The organism is Enterococcus sp. DIV1096b, assembly GCF_050498765.1.
Taxonomy (GTDB): Bacteria; Bacillota; Bacilli; order Lactobacillales; family Enterococcaceae; genus Enterococcus_D; species Enterococcus_D entomosocium.
Map to the genome: position 1 here is coordinate 1055715 of NZ_JBMHEK010000001.1, position 17699 is coordinate 1073413.

Sequence of the window (17699 nt, forward strand, 5' to 3'; positions counted from 1 at the left end):
AACTTTAAAAGAAGGAGGATCGCTATCGAAGGGATCGCATCTCATCAACTGATGCTTCACGTAACGATTTAGAATATAAACAGATATAGGGAATATTAGCTAGAAATGAAGTGAAACCCCTATAAATTGTCACAAAATAGCATTTTGTTTATTTTTAAAGCATAGTTATTGAATAAAAATCATTTTTGTATTATGATTATCTTAACAACGAGCAATGAAGAGTACTGGGGAAAATGAAAGCTTGGGGAAGTCTTTTATTTGGGATACCCAGTACTCTTATCTTTCTTCAACGACAAGTGAAATACAAAAGAACGACTGAACTTCTTTGGTTCAGTCGTTCTTTTGTATTTCATAAAGCGATCGAGAGTAACTTGTAGTAAGGAAGAAAAAGTTTTTTCTCAATTGACAAAAGAATAATCATTGGCGGTTAAAACAGTACGAGCTTGTTCTACCTGATGCTCCTTGATTAAAATATAATCAGTATTGAAGGTAGAAACAGCAAAAATACTGATTGACTCCTCGGCTAGAAGGGAAGAGATTTTTGCAATAATGCCAATCAAGCTAAAATCCAGCACACCAATTATTTTCATCGCTTTCCATCCATCTTCTCTGTTTAGCGTTTCAGCTGGAACGTTTGCAGTTGGTAACACCAAAGAAAGTTCTTCTGACGTATGGGCAAAAAAAAGAGGAACAATCTTCAGTATCGAAGGATCAATACTCTTTACTTGGATGACAGAAAAAGAGGGAGCCAGTAAGGTTAGTTTCATCTAATCACGTCCTTCGTTTGATGCTTTCATCATATCAAATGGGAAGAACTAAGGGAATAAGCTGTTAAACATTTTCAATTATCAAACCAATTAGCAAAGAGAACGATAGTCTATACCTTGATAGGAGCTCAACCTATCGTTCTGGTATTAAACTTTTCTTCGAGTCTTTAAATCACCAATCTGGAGTTCCAGTTTTTCGAGGGAGCTACCTAAGTCTGTGAGAAAAACATGGAATAATAAGGAGCAGGCATGATAATCTCGGATGATTTTCTGCTTATTCACGGGTCTTTTTTTGTCACTGAAAAATTTTTCTAATACACCGAGTGGTTCTTGCCAAGATTTCAATTGCTCCAAAGTATCTCCTAAACCATATATGTCCTGGTAGCTAATTTCTTTTACCGGCTGCTTATTACTCGTCTTAATACCCATCTTTTCTATTTCTTTCAACGTAACGCCTCCATTCTGATTTTATTGATGTTTGTATAGACACCACTTTTAATCCTATTTTACTATATGATGTCTCTAGGAACAACATCTGTTTGCAGAAAAGGTGGGGAACACATGAACAGAAGAATAGAAATAGGCTTAAAAGAGCTTGTAAAAAGCCGAGGAATTTCTCTAAGAGAGTTAGCACGCTTATCGGATATTGAACCTTCGATTATTAATAAGCTGGCAAATGGAAAACGAGAGAAAGTTTACCTTCAACATATTGAAAGAATCGCTAATGCATTAGAAATTGACGATATTTCAGAAATTATCAGACTCACGAAAAAATAACTTTTTGAAAAGTAGGCTAAGGCAAAAAAGAGAACACTTAGAATATCGTAATCACACTGTAGCGACGTGACTATTCTAAGGTTCTCTTTGTTTTTATATCCTATAGAAATCAGAGAAGGCGACACAGAAGGATTTAGGAAGCACGCCAGCGGACGGCATCACTTCTAGCCCACCACTTTTCGGAGTGGCGGGATTTTTTTTGCGTGCTTTTGAAAAAACTATTTAGATTGGTAGTCAAATAGTGTCACATACTGGCACAAGTAAAAAGCCAAAACCCTGTAAAATCAAGGTTTTGGCTCTTAGTGTCACTTACTGACAGTTTAAAATGGAGATGGCGGGAGTCGAACCCGCGTCCAAACATATTGCTACCTAAAAATCTACGCTCATAGTCAACTCATTTGTAGATTCGCTTTACAGCTTGCCGAGTGACAGGCAGTCTGTATCGCTAGTCTGATGATCTCTTTTTTATCTTACAGACGGAAAGATAAAACGTATCCCACTTAGAATAGGACCCTTACTCGAGCACATGGGCGATGCCGAGAGGATCTACGCTAACTGTTTTTAGGCAGCTAAAGCGTAAGAGTTTTCGTTTTTAGCAGTTATATTTAACTGTAACGTTTTAACGTAGACGTAACCTACGAAGCGCAATTCAGGCTCAACTATGCCTGTCGAATCCGTAACATCCCCTTGATAAAAGGGGTATCGCTACCATTCACTAGTATACCATATTTTCGTGCGTGTGCAAAGAATCAGATTAAGTCAAAATGTTTCAGGGCGTGTACGATCCCGCCTTCGGTATTTTTCAAGGTCACGAAGTCTGCCAGCTCTTTTAACTCTTGAATCCCATTTCCCATTGCAATCTTGTGGTCACAAGCTTCTAAAAGGGCGAAATCGTTGCTGCCGTCACCAAAGCCAAAGGTAGGTACATCTTCTAGACCCAATAATTCTACCAAGGTTTTTACGCCAGTCCCTTTAGAAGTCCCGGATTTTACGACATCGATTGAAAAGGGCGTATTACGATAAAAAGTTAGTTCGGGAAAACGCTCATGATAATAAGCATCGTTGCCGACACCTAAAACCAACAACATATTGGTCCGATCAGTTTCATAATGCAGAGGATCGATTTCTGGTAGAGGGCTACGGACGTAGTTATATGCACCAACCATTTCCTCGGTGTGACCAGTCGCCCAATAGCCTTTCTCATTGTAATAACACAGCTCATCGCCATTGTCTTTGACGGCTTGGTACATCCTTGCGCAAAGCTCAGGCTCAAGGGTATCGGAAAAAACTTCTTTGCCATCAATGCGGATAAAAGCACCGTTCATGACGATGTTCGAGGTAATACCAGCTGCTTCACGAATAGCGGTAACTTCAGGTTCGGTTCTGCCTGTTGCAATGATCGGCAGTACTTGGTTTTTTCGCAACCTCGCCATCGCCTCAGCAATTTCCGAAGTGATTTGCGAGTGCGCATCTAAAAGTGTACCGTCAAGATCAAAAAAAGTTAATGCTTTATAGGTCATGTATCTTACTCCTAAGGTTTATAGTCATAGTCCACTCACAATCTTATCAAAGATTGAAAAAAAGGCAAACCTTTATGAATAATCGGTGAAGTTGTTGGTAGAAGAAAGAAATTCGAGTATACTATAGGAAGAATGGAGTGAAACGATGATTTTTTTAGTAATTGGCAGCATTTTTTTCTTGATTGGTCTCACTTTTTTTCTTTTTCCATCAAAAAAAATGAACCTTATTTATGGATACCGTTCCTATCTAGCAAAACAAAATGAACGCAATTGGCGACAGGCCCAAAAACTATCTGCCCGATTCTTTCTGCTTTTTGGCGGAATCATGGCGCTCATTGGGTTTGTCTTGAAATGGCAAGAATGGACCAATTTTTTTCTAGTTGAAATGATCGTGATCCCTTGGTTCATCGTGCCGATCTTTGGCCTGATCGAAGAAAATCTGCAACGATTTGATAAAGAACATAGAGGTGAAGAAAATGAATATATTAATGATTGAAGACAATGAATCTGTTTCTGAAATGATGCAAATGTTTTTCTTGAATGAAGGATGGGAAGCAGTATTTAAATACGATGGCAAAGAAGGACTAGAGGCCTTTGCTGCTGAACCAGACAAGTGGGATATGATCACCCTTGACTTGAATCTTCCTTCCATGGACGGCATGATGGTGGCGCGCGAAATTCGTAAAATCTCTAGTACAGTTCCTATTATTATGTTGACGGCCCGTGATTCAGAAAGCGACCAAGTCATCGGGTTAGAGATGGGGGCGGACGACTATGTGACGAAACCCTTTAGTCCATTGACCTTGATTGCACGGATCAAGGCATTACACCGCCGCAGTGAATTGGTTGAAAAAACAACACCTGAAGCTTCCGATGCCACCTTTGATATCGTCACCGATCATTTCAAAATGAACACAAAAACAAGGGAAGCCTATTTAAATGGCAAACCCATCGATGGGTTGACGCCGAAAGAATTTGATTTGCTTTATACGTTAGCGAAAAAACCGCGACAAGTGTTTTCGAGAGAACAGCTGTTAGAACTGGTTTGGGATTACCAATACTTTGGCGATGAACGGACCGTTGATGCACACATCAAAAAACTAAGACAAAAAATTGAAAAAGTGGGGCCACAGATCATTCAAACCGTCTGGGGCGTTGGGTACAAATTTGATGATGCGGGTGCTGCTTAATGCGCTACCTGTATCAACAGCTGATTGCATTTTTCGTGGTGATCTTCGTGATCTTGATGACGATTGGTATTGCGTTTACTCAAATGACACGCCAAACGTTACAAGAACGAAATTATGAGCAGTTAATGGGGTATGCTTCGTCGGTCGCGACGATTTCGCAAATCAGTGATTCAGAATATTTACAGCAAAATATGACCCGGGATGGCTATCTACAGTATTCCTTGCGTTTGGCTGAGAATATTTTGAGCAACCAAGATATCTCCTTTGCTTTCTTTAAAAGTCCTGATGACATTATTTATCCACTAGATACCGCTCATGCTGTTGATTTTCCGATCTCTGAAAAAGACTGGCAATCCTTAGAAAATGGGGCGCGTCTACAACTGACTTCCGCCACAAATTTATACGGGGAAAAAGAACTGACTTCCTATGTGTTGATACCTTTTTCTGTCAATCGCACGGATTTTTACGGTGTAATGGTGGTTTCGCAATCGGCAAGCAGTATTTTGAATCTTGTCAGTGCTTTTAATCAAAACTTGTTTAAAGTTTGTTTGATCTCGATCGTTGTCTCATTATTGATCAGTTACCTTTTCGCTACGTTCCAAGTAAGACGGATCAATCGAATGAAACGAGCAACCAAAGAAATTACTAATGGCAATTTTGATATTTTCTTGCCGGTGCATAATCGGGATGAATTTGATGAATTAGCCGAAGATTTTAATTTAATGACGAAATCCTTAAAAGAATCCCAAGAAGAAATTGAACGGCAAGAAGAACGTCGTCGGCAATTTATGGCGGATGCTTCTCATGAGATGCGTACCCCGTTGACGACCATCAATGGCTTATTGGAGGGCTTAGAGTACAACGCAATTCCTGAGAATCAAAAAGACAATGCGATCCGCTTGATGAAAAATGAAACCAATCGCTTGATTCGATTAGTCAACGAAAACCTTGACTACGAAAAAATCAGGACCAATCAAATCTCGATGGTCATCAAAAAATTTGATGCGACGCAAACCATCAAAAATCTGTTGACGCAACTGGAGAGCAAGGCAGAAATTGCCAAAGATGTGCTGATTTTAGAAACAACCGAGCCAATCGATGTCTACGCGGATTATGATCGTTTCGTCCAGATCATGGTCAATATTTTACAAAATGCGATCCAGTTTACGGAAGATGGAGAAATTCGGGTCCGAATAGAAAAAGGCTATTTAGAAACGATTATCGAAATCAGTGATACGGGGATCGGTATGTCTGAAGAACAAGTCAAAAATATTTGGGATCGTTACTACAAAGTCGATCCGTCCCGTAAAAACCGTCAATTTGGCGAATCAGGTCTAGGCTTATCAATCGTTGAACAGCTCGTACGCCTGCACAAAGGAAAGATCAGTGTAGAAAGTGAACTTGGCAAAGGTACGACCTTTAAAATCTCTTTTCCAGATATCGACTTAAATGAAGAATAAGGAATCGACCGGCAGCAATTCGCTTAGCCGGTCGATTTTTTTGCGGTTCATTGGCAGCAGCCCAAACAAAAAGACTTGCTTTTGCAAGCAAGCCTTTTTGTATGAGGGCTATGTAAACTATAGATAAGTGGTATAGGGCGTATGGGCAAAGCATTCGTCTTCATGGATCAAATAGATGGCAACAGCAAATTGTTCGGCGATTTCTTGGCACAAAGGTAGCAGGATTTGGACCTCTTCTGTTGTTAACGTGCTCAAGACATTTTCGATTAAAAGGGTTTCTCTTTCTGAAAGTAACGCTAAGAGCAGCTGAATTTTGATCTCCTCAAAGGGGCCTAATTCTGTCCGCTCTTTTTTCAAAGCCGATAAGGGAAGCTGAACATAAGGCAGAACACCCTCTAAATCGCCCCCTTTTTTATTTGCAAGAGATACATTGTCCATGACGGATAAAAAGGGAACGGAAGGCCATTGAGCACGAATCAAGATGGCTTTTTTTTGTGAAAGCAGCAAACTTAATTCAGAAGTTTTTGTTTCATTGTCTTTCGAAACATAATAGAAACCAATTGGTTTCGTTAGCTGAGTTGGTTTTTCCATTGTTTTTTCCTCCAATACAGACTATGTCCGCTGGCAATCAAACCAGTAAAACTGGTAACAGCGGCAAGTATGACGACAAGTGTGTGGCGTGTGCTTTCAAATAAAATAGCAAGCCAAGTGGTGCTGTTCAAATCGACATTTTGGACCAGAATTTGACTATTCTGCGGAATCGTAATGGCGAATTCTTGTCCAGGAAGACTTTGTACAGCCTCCCAAAAGTTATCAGAAGCACGCTCTCGATCAAGGGCAATGATATGCCCACTAAGTAATTCCCGCTGGAAATAAGGCTGGAAGAGTAGCAATAAGACAAAGGCGATCACAGCGGCTGCTAAGAGCGGCAAGAGCATTTCAATGATCTGCATCGCTACCCATTGTCTGGTGGTGGCGCCACTTGCTAACCAAGCTGTGTATTCCGAGCGTTTATATAATTGATAGTAAACTTGAAAGCCAATAAAGACCAGTGTAAAGGCACTAAAAATCAAATAGAACAGTTGATGATAAATTGTCGTGACTGGTTGGATCTCTTCGGCTACTTTCGTTTGCAGATCTTCTGTCGCCAAGAGATCTCTTGTTTGAGCGATCACTTGATCCATCGAATAGATCAAGGCAAACGTCACGATCAAGCCAATCACGGCAAAGAAGGATACAAGCGTATAAAGCACCATGGCTTTTTTATGATAAAAAATGCTGGCAATCGCAAAATGTATAGTTTTCATCTAAGTCACCTCATCCTAGTACATAGTATAAAAGGGGAGTTTGAATAAAGTATGAAGTTCTTGTAGTAAAATATCGAAGCTAAAAAAGTGGCAAGAAAGTTCGACTTTTTCTTATCAAATAGTGCAAAAAAATCCAGCAAGGCAGGTGCCTTACTGGATTGATTATTGGTTGTTCTTACTTTACTCGCCGCTATCTTGTTCCGTCATCTGCTGGTATTCTTGGAAGGTTTTTGTTTGATACAGATCGACGGTCGATTGATTGCCATTTTGAGAAAAGGCACTAGTTGAATCACTGCCTAGATTCTTTTCAATGTCCATCATTTGCTGAAGGGCGTCTTTGTAGTTATAGGTCGAAGGATCAACTTCTTCTAGACCGCTTTTCGCGTAGAATCGTAAAAGGTCACCATTATTGATCTGATCAGAAACCGAAAGCTGCTTGTCGACTTTGGCTTTCCATTCATCGACTTTGGCTTGCAATTCATCGGATGGATCGTTGATCGGCATGCCGGTACGATTGTCATACAATGTACTGCTGTAGTAGGTGTAGTCTGGTGTCACAAAGTCGCCATCGCGGAAAGCAACCAGTTGTTCGTTTTGATCAGAGAATAAATCTTGTCCTAATTGGATATAGTTTGATGTATCCACACCCAGTAAGTGCAATAGGGTTGGCAAGGCATCGACTTGGCCACCATACGTATGATTGATGCCGCCGTTTGATTGTCCTGGAATATGAATCATATAAGGCACACGTTGTAACGAGGCATTGTCAAAGTTTGTCCATGTAGAACTTGTTTTTCCAAGCAATTCTGCTAAGTTACGGTTACGAGAATTGGAAATTCCGTAATGGTCACCATATAAAACGATGACTGAGTTTTCGTATAAGCCACTTTCTTTCAAGTAATTGAAGAACTCTTCCACGGCTTTATCCAAATAATTCGCGGTTGCGAAATAGCCATTGATCGTTTGATCAGAAGTGTTCGCTAGCGGGAAGCCGCCTTCTTCATTGGTAAATTCAGAATATGGGTAGTGGTTAGAAACCGCAATGAATTTTGAATAGAACGGTTGTTGCAGACGTTCTAAGTATTGTACGGATTGTTCAAAGAACGGTTTGTCATGTAGACCGTATTGGAATGAATTTTCATCATTGACATCATAATAAGATGCGTCGAAGAAATAATCATAGCCAAACCGTTTGTAGGTTTCATTTCGGTTCCAGAAGGTACCGGTATTTCCGTGGAAAACAGCACTGGTATAGCCTTGCGTTTGACCTAAAATATCTGGCGCTGCCTCAAAGGTATTTTTCCCACCCAGTTGAGTGAATAACGCTCCTTGATTCAATCCAAACAGGGAATTTTCGAATAATGTTTCGGCATCACTGGTCTTCCCAGCTTTTACTTGGTGGAAGAAATTATCAAAACTAAAGGTACTATCGCTATGGTATAAACTATTGATAAACGGCATGACTTCATGTTCCACGCCATCTTCATCTTTCAATTTATAATCGATCAAGAATTGCTGAACACTTTCTAAGTGAATATAAATGACATTCTTGCCTTTTGCGATACCGAACAGATCATCATTTGGTTCTGCGTAATGTTCTTTAACATAGCTCTCTACTTCGTTCATGTCGTTGGGACTCGCTTCGGCACGTACTTGCGAAGCTTGATAAGTTTGTACCCCATCATAAACCGTAAAGGCGTTGATCCCAAGATATTTGACTAAATAGTCACGAGAAAACGTTCGAGTAAGCAATTCAGGACGATCCGCCTCTGCTAAGAAAAGGTTGGCAGAAAAGACCATGACAGCCAATGTTGAAATGGCGAAAGCCATCCGTGCCCGTACAGGACGAGTGTCCATTTTGATTTTCTTCATTGAAAAGGCTGCAATTAACACGATAAAGTCAATGAAGTACAACACATCGTAGGGACGGAACAAGCGAATTGCGCTTTCTCCTAGACCACTTGCTACTTTTCCTACACCGAGCATCGTGTTGATGGTGATAAAGTCAGTGAATTCTCGATAGTACGAAACATTAGAGAACAACAGCAGAGTCATCAAGAAATAGATCACAAGCATCGTGATATAAGCTGCTTTGGTTCTTCTTACGTACAATGCGATCGACAGCAACAACAAAGTCGTTGCGATCGGATTGATGAATAAGATGAAGTACTGAATGCTGCTTTCAATACCTAGGTGGAAGTCCACCATATAGGCAAAGATATTTTTTAGCCAAAATAATAGGGCTAATAGGAAAAAAAAGCCCATTCTTGTATTCACAAAGGTGGATACTTTATTTTTTTTCAAAGGAATCGTCCTCTCTTTTTCCAGTATAACCGGTAAATTACGATTTTACATCACAGTACATTTTACTAGGCTGTGAAAGACGTGTCAAATGAATTCCTTGTCATGACGCGGAATTAAGTATTTCTTTACTTTCAAGGATACAGACAATACTGTCGCTTTTTGCTATACTAAAAAGGAGAATGAATGGAGCAGATGAACATGAAAATAAAACTAACGAAGCAAGGATCAGCGAAGCTTCGCAAAAAGAATCCGTTGATCCAACGAGAAGATCTTCAACAAGCAATCGAGACGAAGGAGTGGGTCACCTTTATTGATCAGGCCAACCATTTCTTAGGTGTCGGCTATCTTGGGGAACAAAATAAAGGGATCGGATGGGTCGTATCCTTTGAAGAAACAGTGATCGACCAAGCATTCTTTGCGCAACGCTTTGCGAAAGCAAAAGGCAAACGCATTGCTTACTATCAAGATGACCTGACAGATGCCTTTCGTCTGTTTAATGGCGAGGGGGATCAATTGGGGGGACTTACCGTAGATTTGTATGGCGAGTATGTCGTTTTTTCTTGGTACAATGCCACCCTTTATCAACATAAAAAAGCGATCGTGGCGGCTTTTCGTCAAATATTTCCCGAGATCAAAGGGGCTTATGAAAAAATCCGCTTTACGTCTGAGCTGCCTGAATCAGCATGGGTCTATGGAAAAACGGCACCTGAACCCTTACTGGTGAAGGAAAATGGCGTCACGTATGCGACGTATTTGAACGAAGGACTAATGACGGGCATCTTTTTGGATCAAAAAGAAGTTCGTGGGCAACTTGTTGATGGCTTGGCAGCTGGCAAGACGGTTTTAAATATGTTCAGTTATACGGGGGCGTTTTCTGTCGCTGCTGCTGTCGGTGGCGCTGCTCAAACAACGAGCGTCGATTTGGCAAAACGCAGTCTAGAAAAGACCCGCGAACAATTTGCAGTCAACGGCATTGATCCAGATACCCAGCGTATCCATGTCATGGATGTTTTCAATTACTTCAATTATGCCAGCAAAAAAGACTTGCGCTTTGATGTGATCGTTTTAGATCCGCCGAGTTTTGCCCGCAACAAGAAAAAGGTCTTCTCGGTTGCGAAAAATTATGGCGACTTAGTCACTGATAGTTTGGCGATTTTAGCGCCTGATGGCTTGTTGATCGCCTCAACGAATGCGGCCAATCTTTCACCGAGGAAGTTTCAAGAAATGATCGAAGCATCCTTAGAGAAAGCACACGTTGCTTATGAATGTATTCAAAGTTATCGTCTACCAGCTGATTTTGCGGTAGATAAGCATTTTTCCGAAGGGAACTATCTGAAAGTATTCTTTTATCAAATGAAAAAGGAGTGAAGGAGATGAGCCGATCAAAACCAGTAACGTTAGACGGGAAAACACCGTTGATTTGTGTGCCATTGATTGGGAAAACCAATGAAGAGATCTTGAAACAAGCCATTGCTGCTGAGGAATCAGAGGCACAGATCGTCGAATGGCGTGTTGATCATTACAAACATGTCGAAGACCAGCAAGCGGTCTTAGATGCGTTATCACATATTCGCACGACATTAAAGCACAAAGAGCTGCTCTTCACTTTTCGAACCTTGGAAGAAGGGGGCGAGCGGGCGTTCACATTGACCCAGTACAAAGAATTGTGTTTAGCTGCTGCTGATTCAGGCTTGATCGATTGGATCGATGTCGAATTAGAGAAAGCTGAATTTTTAGGTCGAGCCTTTATTCAAGAAATCAAAAAGGCACAGGTAAAGCTGATATTGAGCAATCATGATTTTGAGAAAACGCCAGAAGATGCTGTGTTGATTTTAAAGATCGGCGTAATGAATCAATTTGGTGCCGATGTTGGCAAGTTAGCGATGATGCCCAAGCAAGTCCAAGATGTTTTACGTTTGATGGGGATCATTACTAAAGCGCGTGGCTTCAACCAACTGCCGTTGGCGATCATGTCGATGGGGGAGCTGGGGAAAATCAGCCGGATTAGTGGGGCATTGACTGGTTCGGTCTTTACTTTTGCTTCGTTGCAAGGTGCTTCAGCACCTGGACAAATACCGATCGAACGAATGACCAACTACTTACAAGAATTTTCACTCAATGAGTAAGACCAGCCAAGGCCTTCTCTTAAAAGAAACCAAAACAAAAGAGGGATAAAATGGCGAAGAAGAAACAAAAAACCAATGCGATCCGTCAAGTAGAACAACAGAAAATCGCTTATAACGAATACACCTATGAGTGGTCGGAAGACCATCTCGATGCGCAATCCGTCGCTGTGCAACTAGCACGCCCGCAAGCCATCTACAAAACGCTGGTGGCACTGGGCAACAAAACAGGTCCGCTAGTGGCTGTGATTCCTGGAAACAGAGAAGTGGATCTGAAAAAGTTAGCCAAAGTCAGTGGAAACAAAAAAGTAGAGATGCTGCATCTGAGAGATTTAGAAGAAACGACTGGCTATATTCGCGGCGGCTGTTCGCCGATCGGGATGAAAAAGCTCTTTCCTACTTATATTGATCGTGAAGCGCAGACACTGGAAGAAATCGTGGTTTCTGCAGGAAAGCGCGGGTTGCAGATGGGGCTTGCCCCACAAGCGTTGCAACAATTGACTAGGGCGATCTTTGCCGATTTGTTGGCACCTGAACACGAATAAAAAATCCCCGTGAACCATCTTGAAATGCCGTTCACGGGGATTATTTTGTACTATTTTATTCCATTACTTCAATATCGAAAACCTCAATATTTTCTAAACCACCATAAAAGTCAAACCATGGAGTGGCATATTGTTTTAGAATGGCGTTTAATTCTTCAACATTTTCTTTCCCTTGGGTGTCCAGCCATTCCAGTAATGCTTTGGCGCCTTGCTTCCCATAGATTTCCACACTATCGCGCCAAGTTGCTCGCCCACCTAAGATTCCTGAGAATTTAGCACCGTGTTGACCAGCAAAGGTCAATTCATCGCGAAAGACATTCGCTGGAACTCCCGCACTCAAATAGATAAATGGCCGAGTCGCGGCGTCACTGGCTTCTTTGAAGTAATTGGCTGCTTCTTCTTGCGTATAGACGGCCTCTAAGCCTTCTTTTTGGAAGCCTTCCACTAAGTCGAACTGAACCGGTACTTCGACTTTCAAAATATCGATATGGTAGTGATCTTTCGTCAATTCCTGAATGGTTCGGATGACCTTGCTCGGTTTGATCTTGGCAAAAGCAGGTGATTTGTCATCTGTGATCTCATCATCATAGACGATCGGTTCCACAAATAAGGGAATATCGGCCGCCTGTGCCTCCGTACCTAAACGCTCCAAAAACGCATGTTTGGTATCTAAAATCTCTTGGGGTTCATCTGGATTATAATAAACCAAGACTTTTGCAGCATCCGCACCTTTTTTCACCAAGCGCTGCAACGATTCATTGGGTAAAATCTCTGGCAAACGACCCGGCGTGTTGACATCATAGCCTGTTTTTTCATAGGAAAGGATCAAGCCAGCATTGGGATTCTTTGCTTCGATCCCTAAGAAGCCATATTCCTCATCTAACAGAATACTGCTGACATATTTGGTCAGTTCTTGGGAAACCAACTGTTTGAATTCATAAATGTGTTCCATCGTAAAGTCATCCGGTCCAGTTGCCGCCTTCATCATTTTTTTCATGGAACCACGTTGGTCGATCGCTAGTGCGGCAATCACACCGTCCTCATTTGAAAGTTTTTGCATTCGTTCAAATTTACCTCTTGAAATTCGTTTCATAAAAAAAACCTCCCTCGATCTTGCTATCTTTAGTCTACGCCTACTTTGAGAAAAACCCAACTAATAAGCAAAAAGAGGGGGAGAACCAGGTGTTCGCAGCTACAGGCCAGGATATTGCTGCGAACACCCGGGTCGTCGATCAATAATTGAAATAACTAGCTGTTTCTGCTGCGTTTTTTCCAGAAACATGACCCGTGCAAAACGCAGCGGTGATGTTGAAACCACCTGTATAACCATTGATATCCAGCAATTCACCGGCAAAATACAAGCCATTGATTTTCTTACTTTCCATGGTCTTAGGGTTGATTTCTTTCAGATGGACCCCGCCGCCCGTCACGAAGGACTTTTCTAATGGGAACGTGCGGACAATGGTGATTGAAAAGCCTTTGATCAAGGAAGCGAGCGCCGTCAACTGTTCCGGTGAGGCTTTTTCAGCAACCAGCTCATGCAAGTCTAGCTGCTGCAAAAAGAAGGTCATCAAGCGCTCAGGCAAAAAGCCAGCTAAAGCATTCGGCAATTGTTTCTTCGAAGCCGCAGACTGAATTAATTCTTGGGTCAAGGCTTCCTGGGCTTTCGTCGGCAGACAATCCAGAACAACCGTCACTGGTTGCTGCTTTTTCAATTCTTGGTTCACAAAAGAGGAACAGCGCAAAGCAGCTGGACCAGATAACCCAAAGTGGGTAAACAAAAGATCCATGGTATGGGCGACGATGGGCTTTCCTTTTTGATCCAAGACGCTCAAGGTGATGTCTTGTAAGGAAATGCCCTGCAAGGTCCGTTCTTGAATAAAAGATTCTTCTGAAACAAGCGGCGATTCGGTTGGATAAAGCGGCGTAATGGTATGCCCGACTTTTTTCGCCATCTTATAGCCGTCCCCCGTCGCGCCCGTGGAAGGATAGGTGCGGCCACCCGTCGTCAAAATCACGCTTGGGGCAGAGAACTCATCGGTTTCGGTTCGTACGCCGCGTATTTGGCTGCCATCATGGATCAGCTTGGTTACGACCGTATTCGTCAACAGGGTGACGTGATGATCGTTGATTGCTTGAAGCAGCGCTTCGACGATGGTTTTTGATTTGTTCGTCACAGGGAACATCCGTCCGTGGTCTTCTTCTTTTAAGACGACACCTAAGTCTGCGAAAAACGCCATTACATCATAGTTATTGAATTGGGAAAACGTACTATACAAAAACTTGCCGTTTCCTGGAATATGAGCAACTAAATCATCTACCGGCCGATTATTGGTTACATTGCAGCGTCCGCCGCCAGTCATCAATAGTTTCTTGCCGATTTTTTTGTTTTTTTCGATTAATAAGACCCTAGCACCTTGTTTGGCAGCGGTGATCGCAGCCATCATACCGCTCGTACCTGCACCAACAACGATGACATCATAGGTTTTTTCCATTCTTCTCACCTCTTTGGGATTGTAACACATCGCCTATGACTGCTGAAAGGAGAGGGCGATTTTTTTCGAATGATAAAAAATTCTGACAATTCTAAAAAAAAGCGTGCAATTTCAGAAAATTTCTTTAAAATAGAAAATATCTTAAAGGAGGTAATGCACTATGACCAAAGCTTCAGCTTACGTGAAAGAAATTCAAGCGAAGATTCACGAGAAAGACCAACACCAACCGGAATTTCTTCAAGCAATTGACGAATTTTTGCCTACGATCGTTCCCTTTTTAGAGGAGCATCCAGAATATATTGAATCAAATATCCTTGCACTCTTAACTGAACCAGAACGTTTTATCCAATTCAGAGTCCCGTGGCAAGACGATCAAGGCAACTGGCAAGTAAACCGTGGCTATCGGATTCAATTCAACTCTGCAATGGGGCCTTACAAAGGCGGCTTGCGTTTTCACCCAAGTGTAAACTTGAGTATTTTGAAGTTTTTGGCGTTTGAGCAAATCTTCAAAAACAGCTTGACGGGTCTGCCGATCGGCGGCGGCAAAGGCGGAAGTGACTTTGATCCAAAAGGCAAATCAGATGCCGAAGTGATGCGTTTTTGCCAAAGCTTTATGACGGAGCTGTCAAAACATATCGGACCTGACCTAGATGTTCCTGCTGGCGACATTGGTGTCGGAGGTCGGGAAATCGGCTATTTGTTTGGTGCCTACAAACGATTGAAACAATACGATGCCGGGATTTTAACCGGTAAGCCACTAGACTTCTGGGGCAGTAAAAACCGCACAGAAGCAACGGGTTATGGCGCTGTTTATTTCGTTAAGCATTTATTGACAGACTTAGGTGAAACATTTGAAGGCAAAAAAGCGATCGTTTCTGGAAGCGGCAATGTTGCGATCTATGCAATTGAGAAATTGCAAGAATTAGGTGCGATCCCTGTCACATGTTCTGATTCCTCTGGTTTTATTTATGACAAAGACGGCATTGATCTGGCCTTATTAAAAGAGATCAAAGAAGTGAAACGCGAACGGTTGATGGCTTACGCCAAGGAACGGCCAACAGCGGAATATCATGAAGGGGCAACTGTCTGGGATTTTGATACTCCAGCGGAATTAGCCTTTCCTTGTGCGACCCAAAACGAGATTGATCTCTCGCAAGCCAAACGTGCAAAAGCCAATGGCGTCCGGGTCGTTTCTGAAGGCGCGAATATGCCTAGCTCATTAGAAGCAGCAGAATATTTTATTGAAGAAGGAATTTTCTACTGCCCAGGAAAAGCAGCCAATGCCGGCGGCGTAGCCGTTTCTGCTTTAGAAATGAGTCAAAACTCCCAACGATTGCAATGGGAAAAAGCCGAAGTCGATGCCAAATTGGATGATATCATGAAGTCGATCTATGAAGCATGCCGTGATACAGCTGAAACCTTCGATCAAAAAAATAATTTTATGTTAGGTGCGAACGTAGCAGGCTTTGAAAAAGTTGCTAAAGCAATGTTTGCTCAAGGACTTGTCTAAAATCACCTGACAGGCTATCTATCAGGAATTACTTGAAAAAAGTTGGAAAAAAACGTAAAGTAGGTAGTGTATGAAAAACTATTTTTTCAAGGAGGACAAATCATGTCACACATCAAGTTTGACTATTCGAAAGTAGCACCATTCGTGAACGAATACGAATTGAGCTACATGCAAAGTCAAGTTACAGCAGCAGACAAACAATTACGCGAAGGAACAGGTGCTGGTAGCGACTTTTTAGGTTGGATCGACCTTCCTAAAAATTATGACAAAGATGAATTTGCGCGTATCAAAAAAGCGGCGGAAAAAATTCAATCTGATTCTGAAGTACTAGTCGTGATCGGGATCGGCGGATCTTATTTAGGAGCGAAAGCAGCGATTGATTTCTTAAATCATTCTTTCTTTAACTTGTTACCAAATGAAGAACGCAAAGCACCACAAATCTTTTTTGCCGGTAATTCGATTTCTTCAACTTACTTAGCAGATTTGATCGAAATCATTGGTGACCGTGACTTCTCTGTGAATGTGATCTCAAAATCAGGAACAACTACTGAGCCAGCGATCGCTTTCCGTGTTTTCAAAGAACGTTTGATTGAAAAATACGGTAAAGAAGAAGCCAACAAACGGATCTACGCAACAACGGATAAAGCGAAAGGTGCAGTAAAAGTTGAAGCAGATGCCGAAAACTGGGAAACCTTTGTGATTCCAGATGACGTCGGCGGCCGTTTCTCTGTATTGACTGCTGTTGGTTTATTACCAATCGCTGCCAGCGGAGCAGATATCGATGCCTTGATGCAAGGGGCAGCAGATGCTAGCGATGCTTACGTAAGTGACGACCTTGAAAAAAATGAAGCGTATCAATATGCAGCAATGCGTAACATCCTTTATCGCAAAGGCAAAGTAACCGAATTGCTGATCAACTACGAACCAGGCATGCAATACTTCTCAGAATGGTGGAAACAATTATTCGGTGAGTCTGAAGGAAAAGACCAAAAAGGGATCTATCCTTCAAGTGCAAACTTCTCAACAGATTTGCATTCTCTTGGTCAATACATCCAAGAAGGCCGTCGCAATATCTTTGAAACTGTCGTAAAAGTTGAAAAACCACGCAAATCAATTGCGATCCCTACACAAGAAGCAGATCTTGATGGTCTTGGCTACTTAGAAGGAAAAGAAGTTGATTTTGTTAATACGAAAGCTTTTGAAGGAACGTTACTTGCCCATACAGATGGGGATGTACCTAATCTGTTAGTAAAAATTCCTACAATGGATGCGTACACGTTAGGTTACACGATGTACTTCTTTGAGATCGCTGTAGGTATCTCTGGTTACTTAAACGGTGTGAACCCATTTGACCAACCAGGGGTTGAAGCGTACAAGAAAAACATGTTCGCCTTACTTGGCAAACCAGGTTTCGAAGATCTTGCAAAAGAATTGAACGAACGTCTATAATTCGACAAAGAAACGCCTTGTGCCAGTTCTGATTGGCACAAGGCGTTGTTTTATTTTCGCGTTTGTTGTGTTACTCGATAGTTGATCCAAAAAATCAGCGGTCTTCTTTTAATCCCCAAAGCAACGCAGCAGACAATAGTCCAAAGATACAGGTTTGAATAATTGGCATTTGACTCATCTCCTTTTGATTTCCTTTAGTATAAAATGCTTTTTAAGAAGTGGCACGAACAAACCAGTGCGTTTGAACGAACG

Annotated in this window: 17 protein-coding genes and 1 other RNA gene; 9 read left to right on the forward strand and 9 right to left on the reverse strand. The window is 41.8% G+C overall.

The window, feature by feature from the left end:
* Positions 1-398: 398 nt before the first annotated feature.
* Together IGJ17_RS05070 and IGJ17_RS05075 are read right to left on the reverse strand one after the other, a co-directional pair.
* Positions 399-767: an ACT domain-containing protein gene (locus IGJ17_RS05070; RefSeq protein WP_005237205.1), complete on the reverse strand. Its 369-nt coding sequence runs from the start codon at positions 765-767 to the stop codon at positions 399-401.
* Between the two features lie 147 nt (positions 768-914).
* Entirely contained in the window at positions 915-1214 is a 300-nt protein-coding gene (locus IGJ17_RS05075; protein ID WP_016613909.1) for a hypothetical protein, read from the reverse strand.
* Between the two features lie 114 nt (positions 1215-1328).
* Between IGJ17_RS05075 and IGJ17_RS05080 the strand changes: the two genes are divergently transcribed.
* On the forward strand, positions 1329-1544 hold the full coding sequence (locus tag IGJ17_RS05080) for a helix-turn-helix domain-containing protein (protein WP_034872498.1): 216 nt from the start codon (positions 1329-1331) through the stop codon (positions 1542-1544).
* Between the two features lie 323 nt (positions 1545-1867).
* On the opposite strand, the gene ssrA is transcribed toward IGJ17_RS05080, so the two are convergent.
* Positions 1868-2231: a transfer-messenger RNA gene (gene ssrA / locus IGJ17_RS05085) on the reverse strand.
* Between the two features lie 62 nt (positions 2232-2293).
* Entirely contained in the window at positions 2294-3064 is a 771-nt protein-coding gene (locus IGJ17_RS05090) for a Cof-type HAD-IIB family hydrolase (protein WP_016613911.1), read from the reverse strand.
* A gap of 145 nt (positions 3065-3209) precedes the next feature.
* On the opposite strand from IGJ17_RS05090, the gene IGJ17_RS05095 reads away from it, so the two are divergent.
* Genes IGJ17_RS05095 through IGJ17_RS05105 form a run of 3 tightly spaced genes read left to right on the forward strand, consistent with a single transcriptional unit; the run spans position 3210 to position 5714 of the window.
* Positions 3210-3560 (forward strand): SdpI family protein, encoded by a 351-nt coding sequence (locus tag IGJ17_RS05095; protein ID WP_005237201.1) that lies wholly within the window; start codon positions 3210-3212, stop codon positions 3558-3560.
* Positions 3541-4254, forward strand: a complete 714-nt coding sequence (locus tag IGJ17_RS05100) for a response regulator transcription factor (RefSeq protein ID WP_005237200.1) — start codon at positions 3541-3543, stop codon at positions 4252-4254. The genes IGJ17_RS05095 and IGJ17_RS05100 overlap by 20 nt, the downstream gene beginning before the upstream one ends.
* Entirely contained in the window at positions 4254-5714 is a 1461-nt protein-coding gene (locus tag IGJ17_RS05105; protein ID WP_005237199.1) for a sensor histidine kinase, read from the forward strand. The genes IGJ17_RS05100 and IGJ17_RS05105 overlap by 1 nt, the downstream gene beginning before the upstream one ends.
* A gap of 117 nt (positions 5715-5831) precedes the next feature.
* On the opposite strand, the gene IGJ17_RS05110 is transcribed toward IGJ17_RS05105, so the two are convergent.
* The 3 genes from IGJ17_RS05110 to IGJ17_RS05120 all read right to left on the reverse strand — a co-directional run bounded on the left by IGJ17_RS05110 (position 5832) and on the right by IGJ17_RS05120 (position 9286).
* Positions 5832-6305, reverse strand: a complete 474-nt coding sequence (locus IGJ17_RS05110) for a hypothetical protein (protein ID WP_005237198.1) — start codon at positions 6303-6305, stop codon at positions 5832-5834.
* Entirely contained in the window at positions 6284-7021 is a 738-nt protein-coding gene (locus IGJ17_RS05115) for a hypothetical protein (RefSeq protein ID WP_086332137.1), read from the reverse strand. Before IGJ17_RS05115 ends, IGJ17_RS05110 begins: the two co-directional genes overlap by 22 nt.
* A 180-nt stretch (positions 7022-7201) precedes the next feature.
* On the reverse strand, positions 7202-9286 hold the full coding sequence (locus IGJ17_RS05120; RefSeq protein WP_016613914.1) for an LTA synthase family protein: 2085 nt from the start codon (positions 9284-9286) through the stop codon (positions 7202-7204).
* Positions 9287-9523: 237 nt separating this feature from the next.
* Between IGJ17_RS05120 and IGJ17_RS05125 the strand changes: the two genes are divergently transcribed.
* From IGJ17_RS05125 to ybaK, 3 genes are read left to right on the forward strand one after another with little or no spacing between them, the layout of a single operon-like run.
* Positions 9524-10693 carry a class I SAM-dependent rRNA methyltransferase gene (locus tag IGJ17_RS05125; RefSeq protein ID WP_010749701.1) on the forward strand — a complete coding sequence of 390 codons (1170 nt, stop codon included), beginning with the start codon at positions 9524-9526 and terminating at the stop codon, positions 10691-10693.
* Positions 10694-10698: 5 nt separating this feature from the next.
* The gene (gene aroD, locus IGJ17_RS05130; RefSeq protein ID WP_008377653.1) at positions 10699-11451 is read left to right on the forward strand and encodes a type I 3-dehydroquinate dehydratase; all 753 of its coding nucleotides are present in this window, start codon (positions 10699-10701) and stop codon (positions 11449-11451) included.
* A gap of 50 nt (positions 11452-11501) precedes the next feature.
* Positions 11502-11993: a Cys-tRNA(Pro) deacylase gene (gene ybaK, locus IGJ17_RS05135; RefSeq protein ID WP_429961153.1), complete on the forward strand. Its 492-nt coding sequence runs from the start codon at positions 11502-11504 to the stop codon at positions 11991-11993.
* Positions 11994-12048: 55 nt separating this feature from the next.
* Here ybaK and IGJ17_RS05140 read toward each other — a convergent pair whose 3' ends face one another.
* Both IGJ17_RS05140 and IGJ17_RS05145 read right to left on the reverse strand, forming a co-directional pair.
* On the reverse strand, positions 12049-13086 hold the full coding sequence (locus tag IGJ17_RS05140) for a tagatose 1,6-diphosphate aldolase (RefSeq protein ID WP_005237193.1): 1038 nt from the start codon (positions 13084-13086) through the stop codon (positions 12049-12051).
* Positions 13087-13225: 139 nt separating this feature from the next.
* Positions 13226-14488, reverse strand: coding sequence for an NAD(P)/FAD-dependent oxidoreductase (locus IGJ17_RS05145; protein ID WP_016613916.1), 1263 nt, complete (start codon positions 14486-14488; stop codon positions 13226-13228).
* A gap of 160 nt (positions 14489-14648) precedes the next feature.
* On the opposite strand from IGJ17_RS05145, the gene gdhA reads away from it, so the two are divergent.
* Both gdhA and IGJ17_RS05155 read left to right on the forward strand, forming a co-directional pair.
* Positions 14649-15998, forward strand: coding sequence for an NADP-specific glutamate dehydrogenase (gdhA, locus tag IGJ17_RS05150; RefSeq protein ID WP_086332138.1), 1350 nt, complete (start codon positions 14649-14651; stop codon positions 15996-15998).
* A 102-nt stretch (positions 15999-16100) separates the two neighbouring features.
* Positions 16101-17447 carry a glucose-6-phosphate isomerase gene (locus IGJ17_RS05155; protein WP_086332139.1) on the forward strand — a complete coding sequence of 449 codons (1347 nt, stop codon included), beginning with the start codon at positions 16101-16103 and terminating at the stop codon, positions 17445-17447.
* Positions 17448-17699 lie beyond the last annotated feature (252 nt).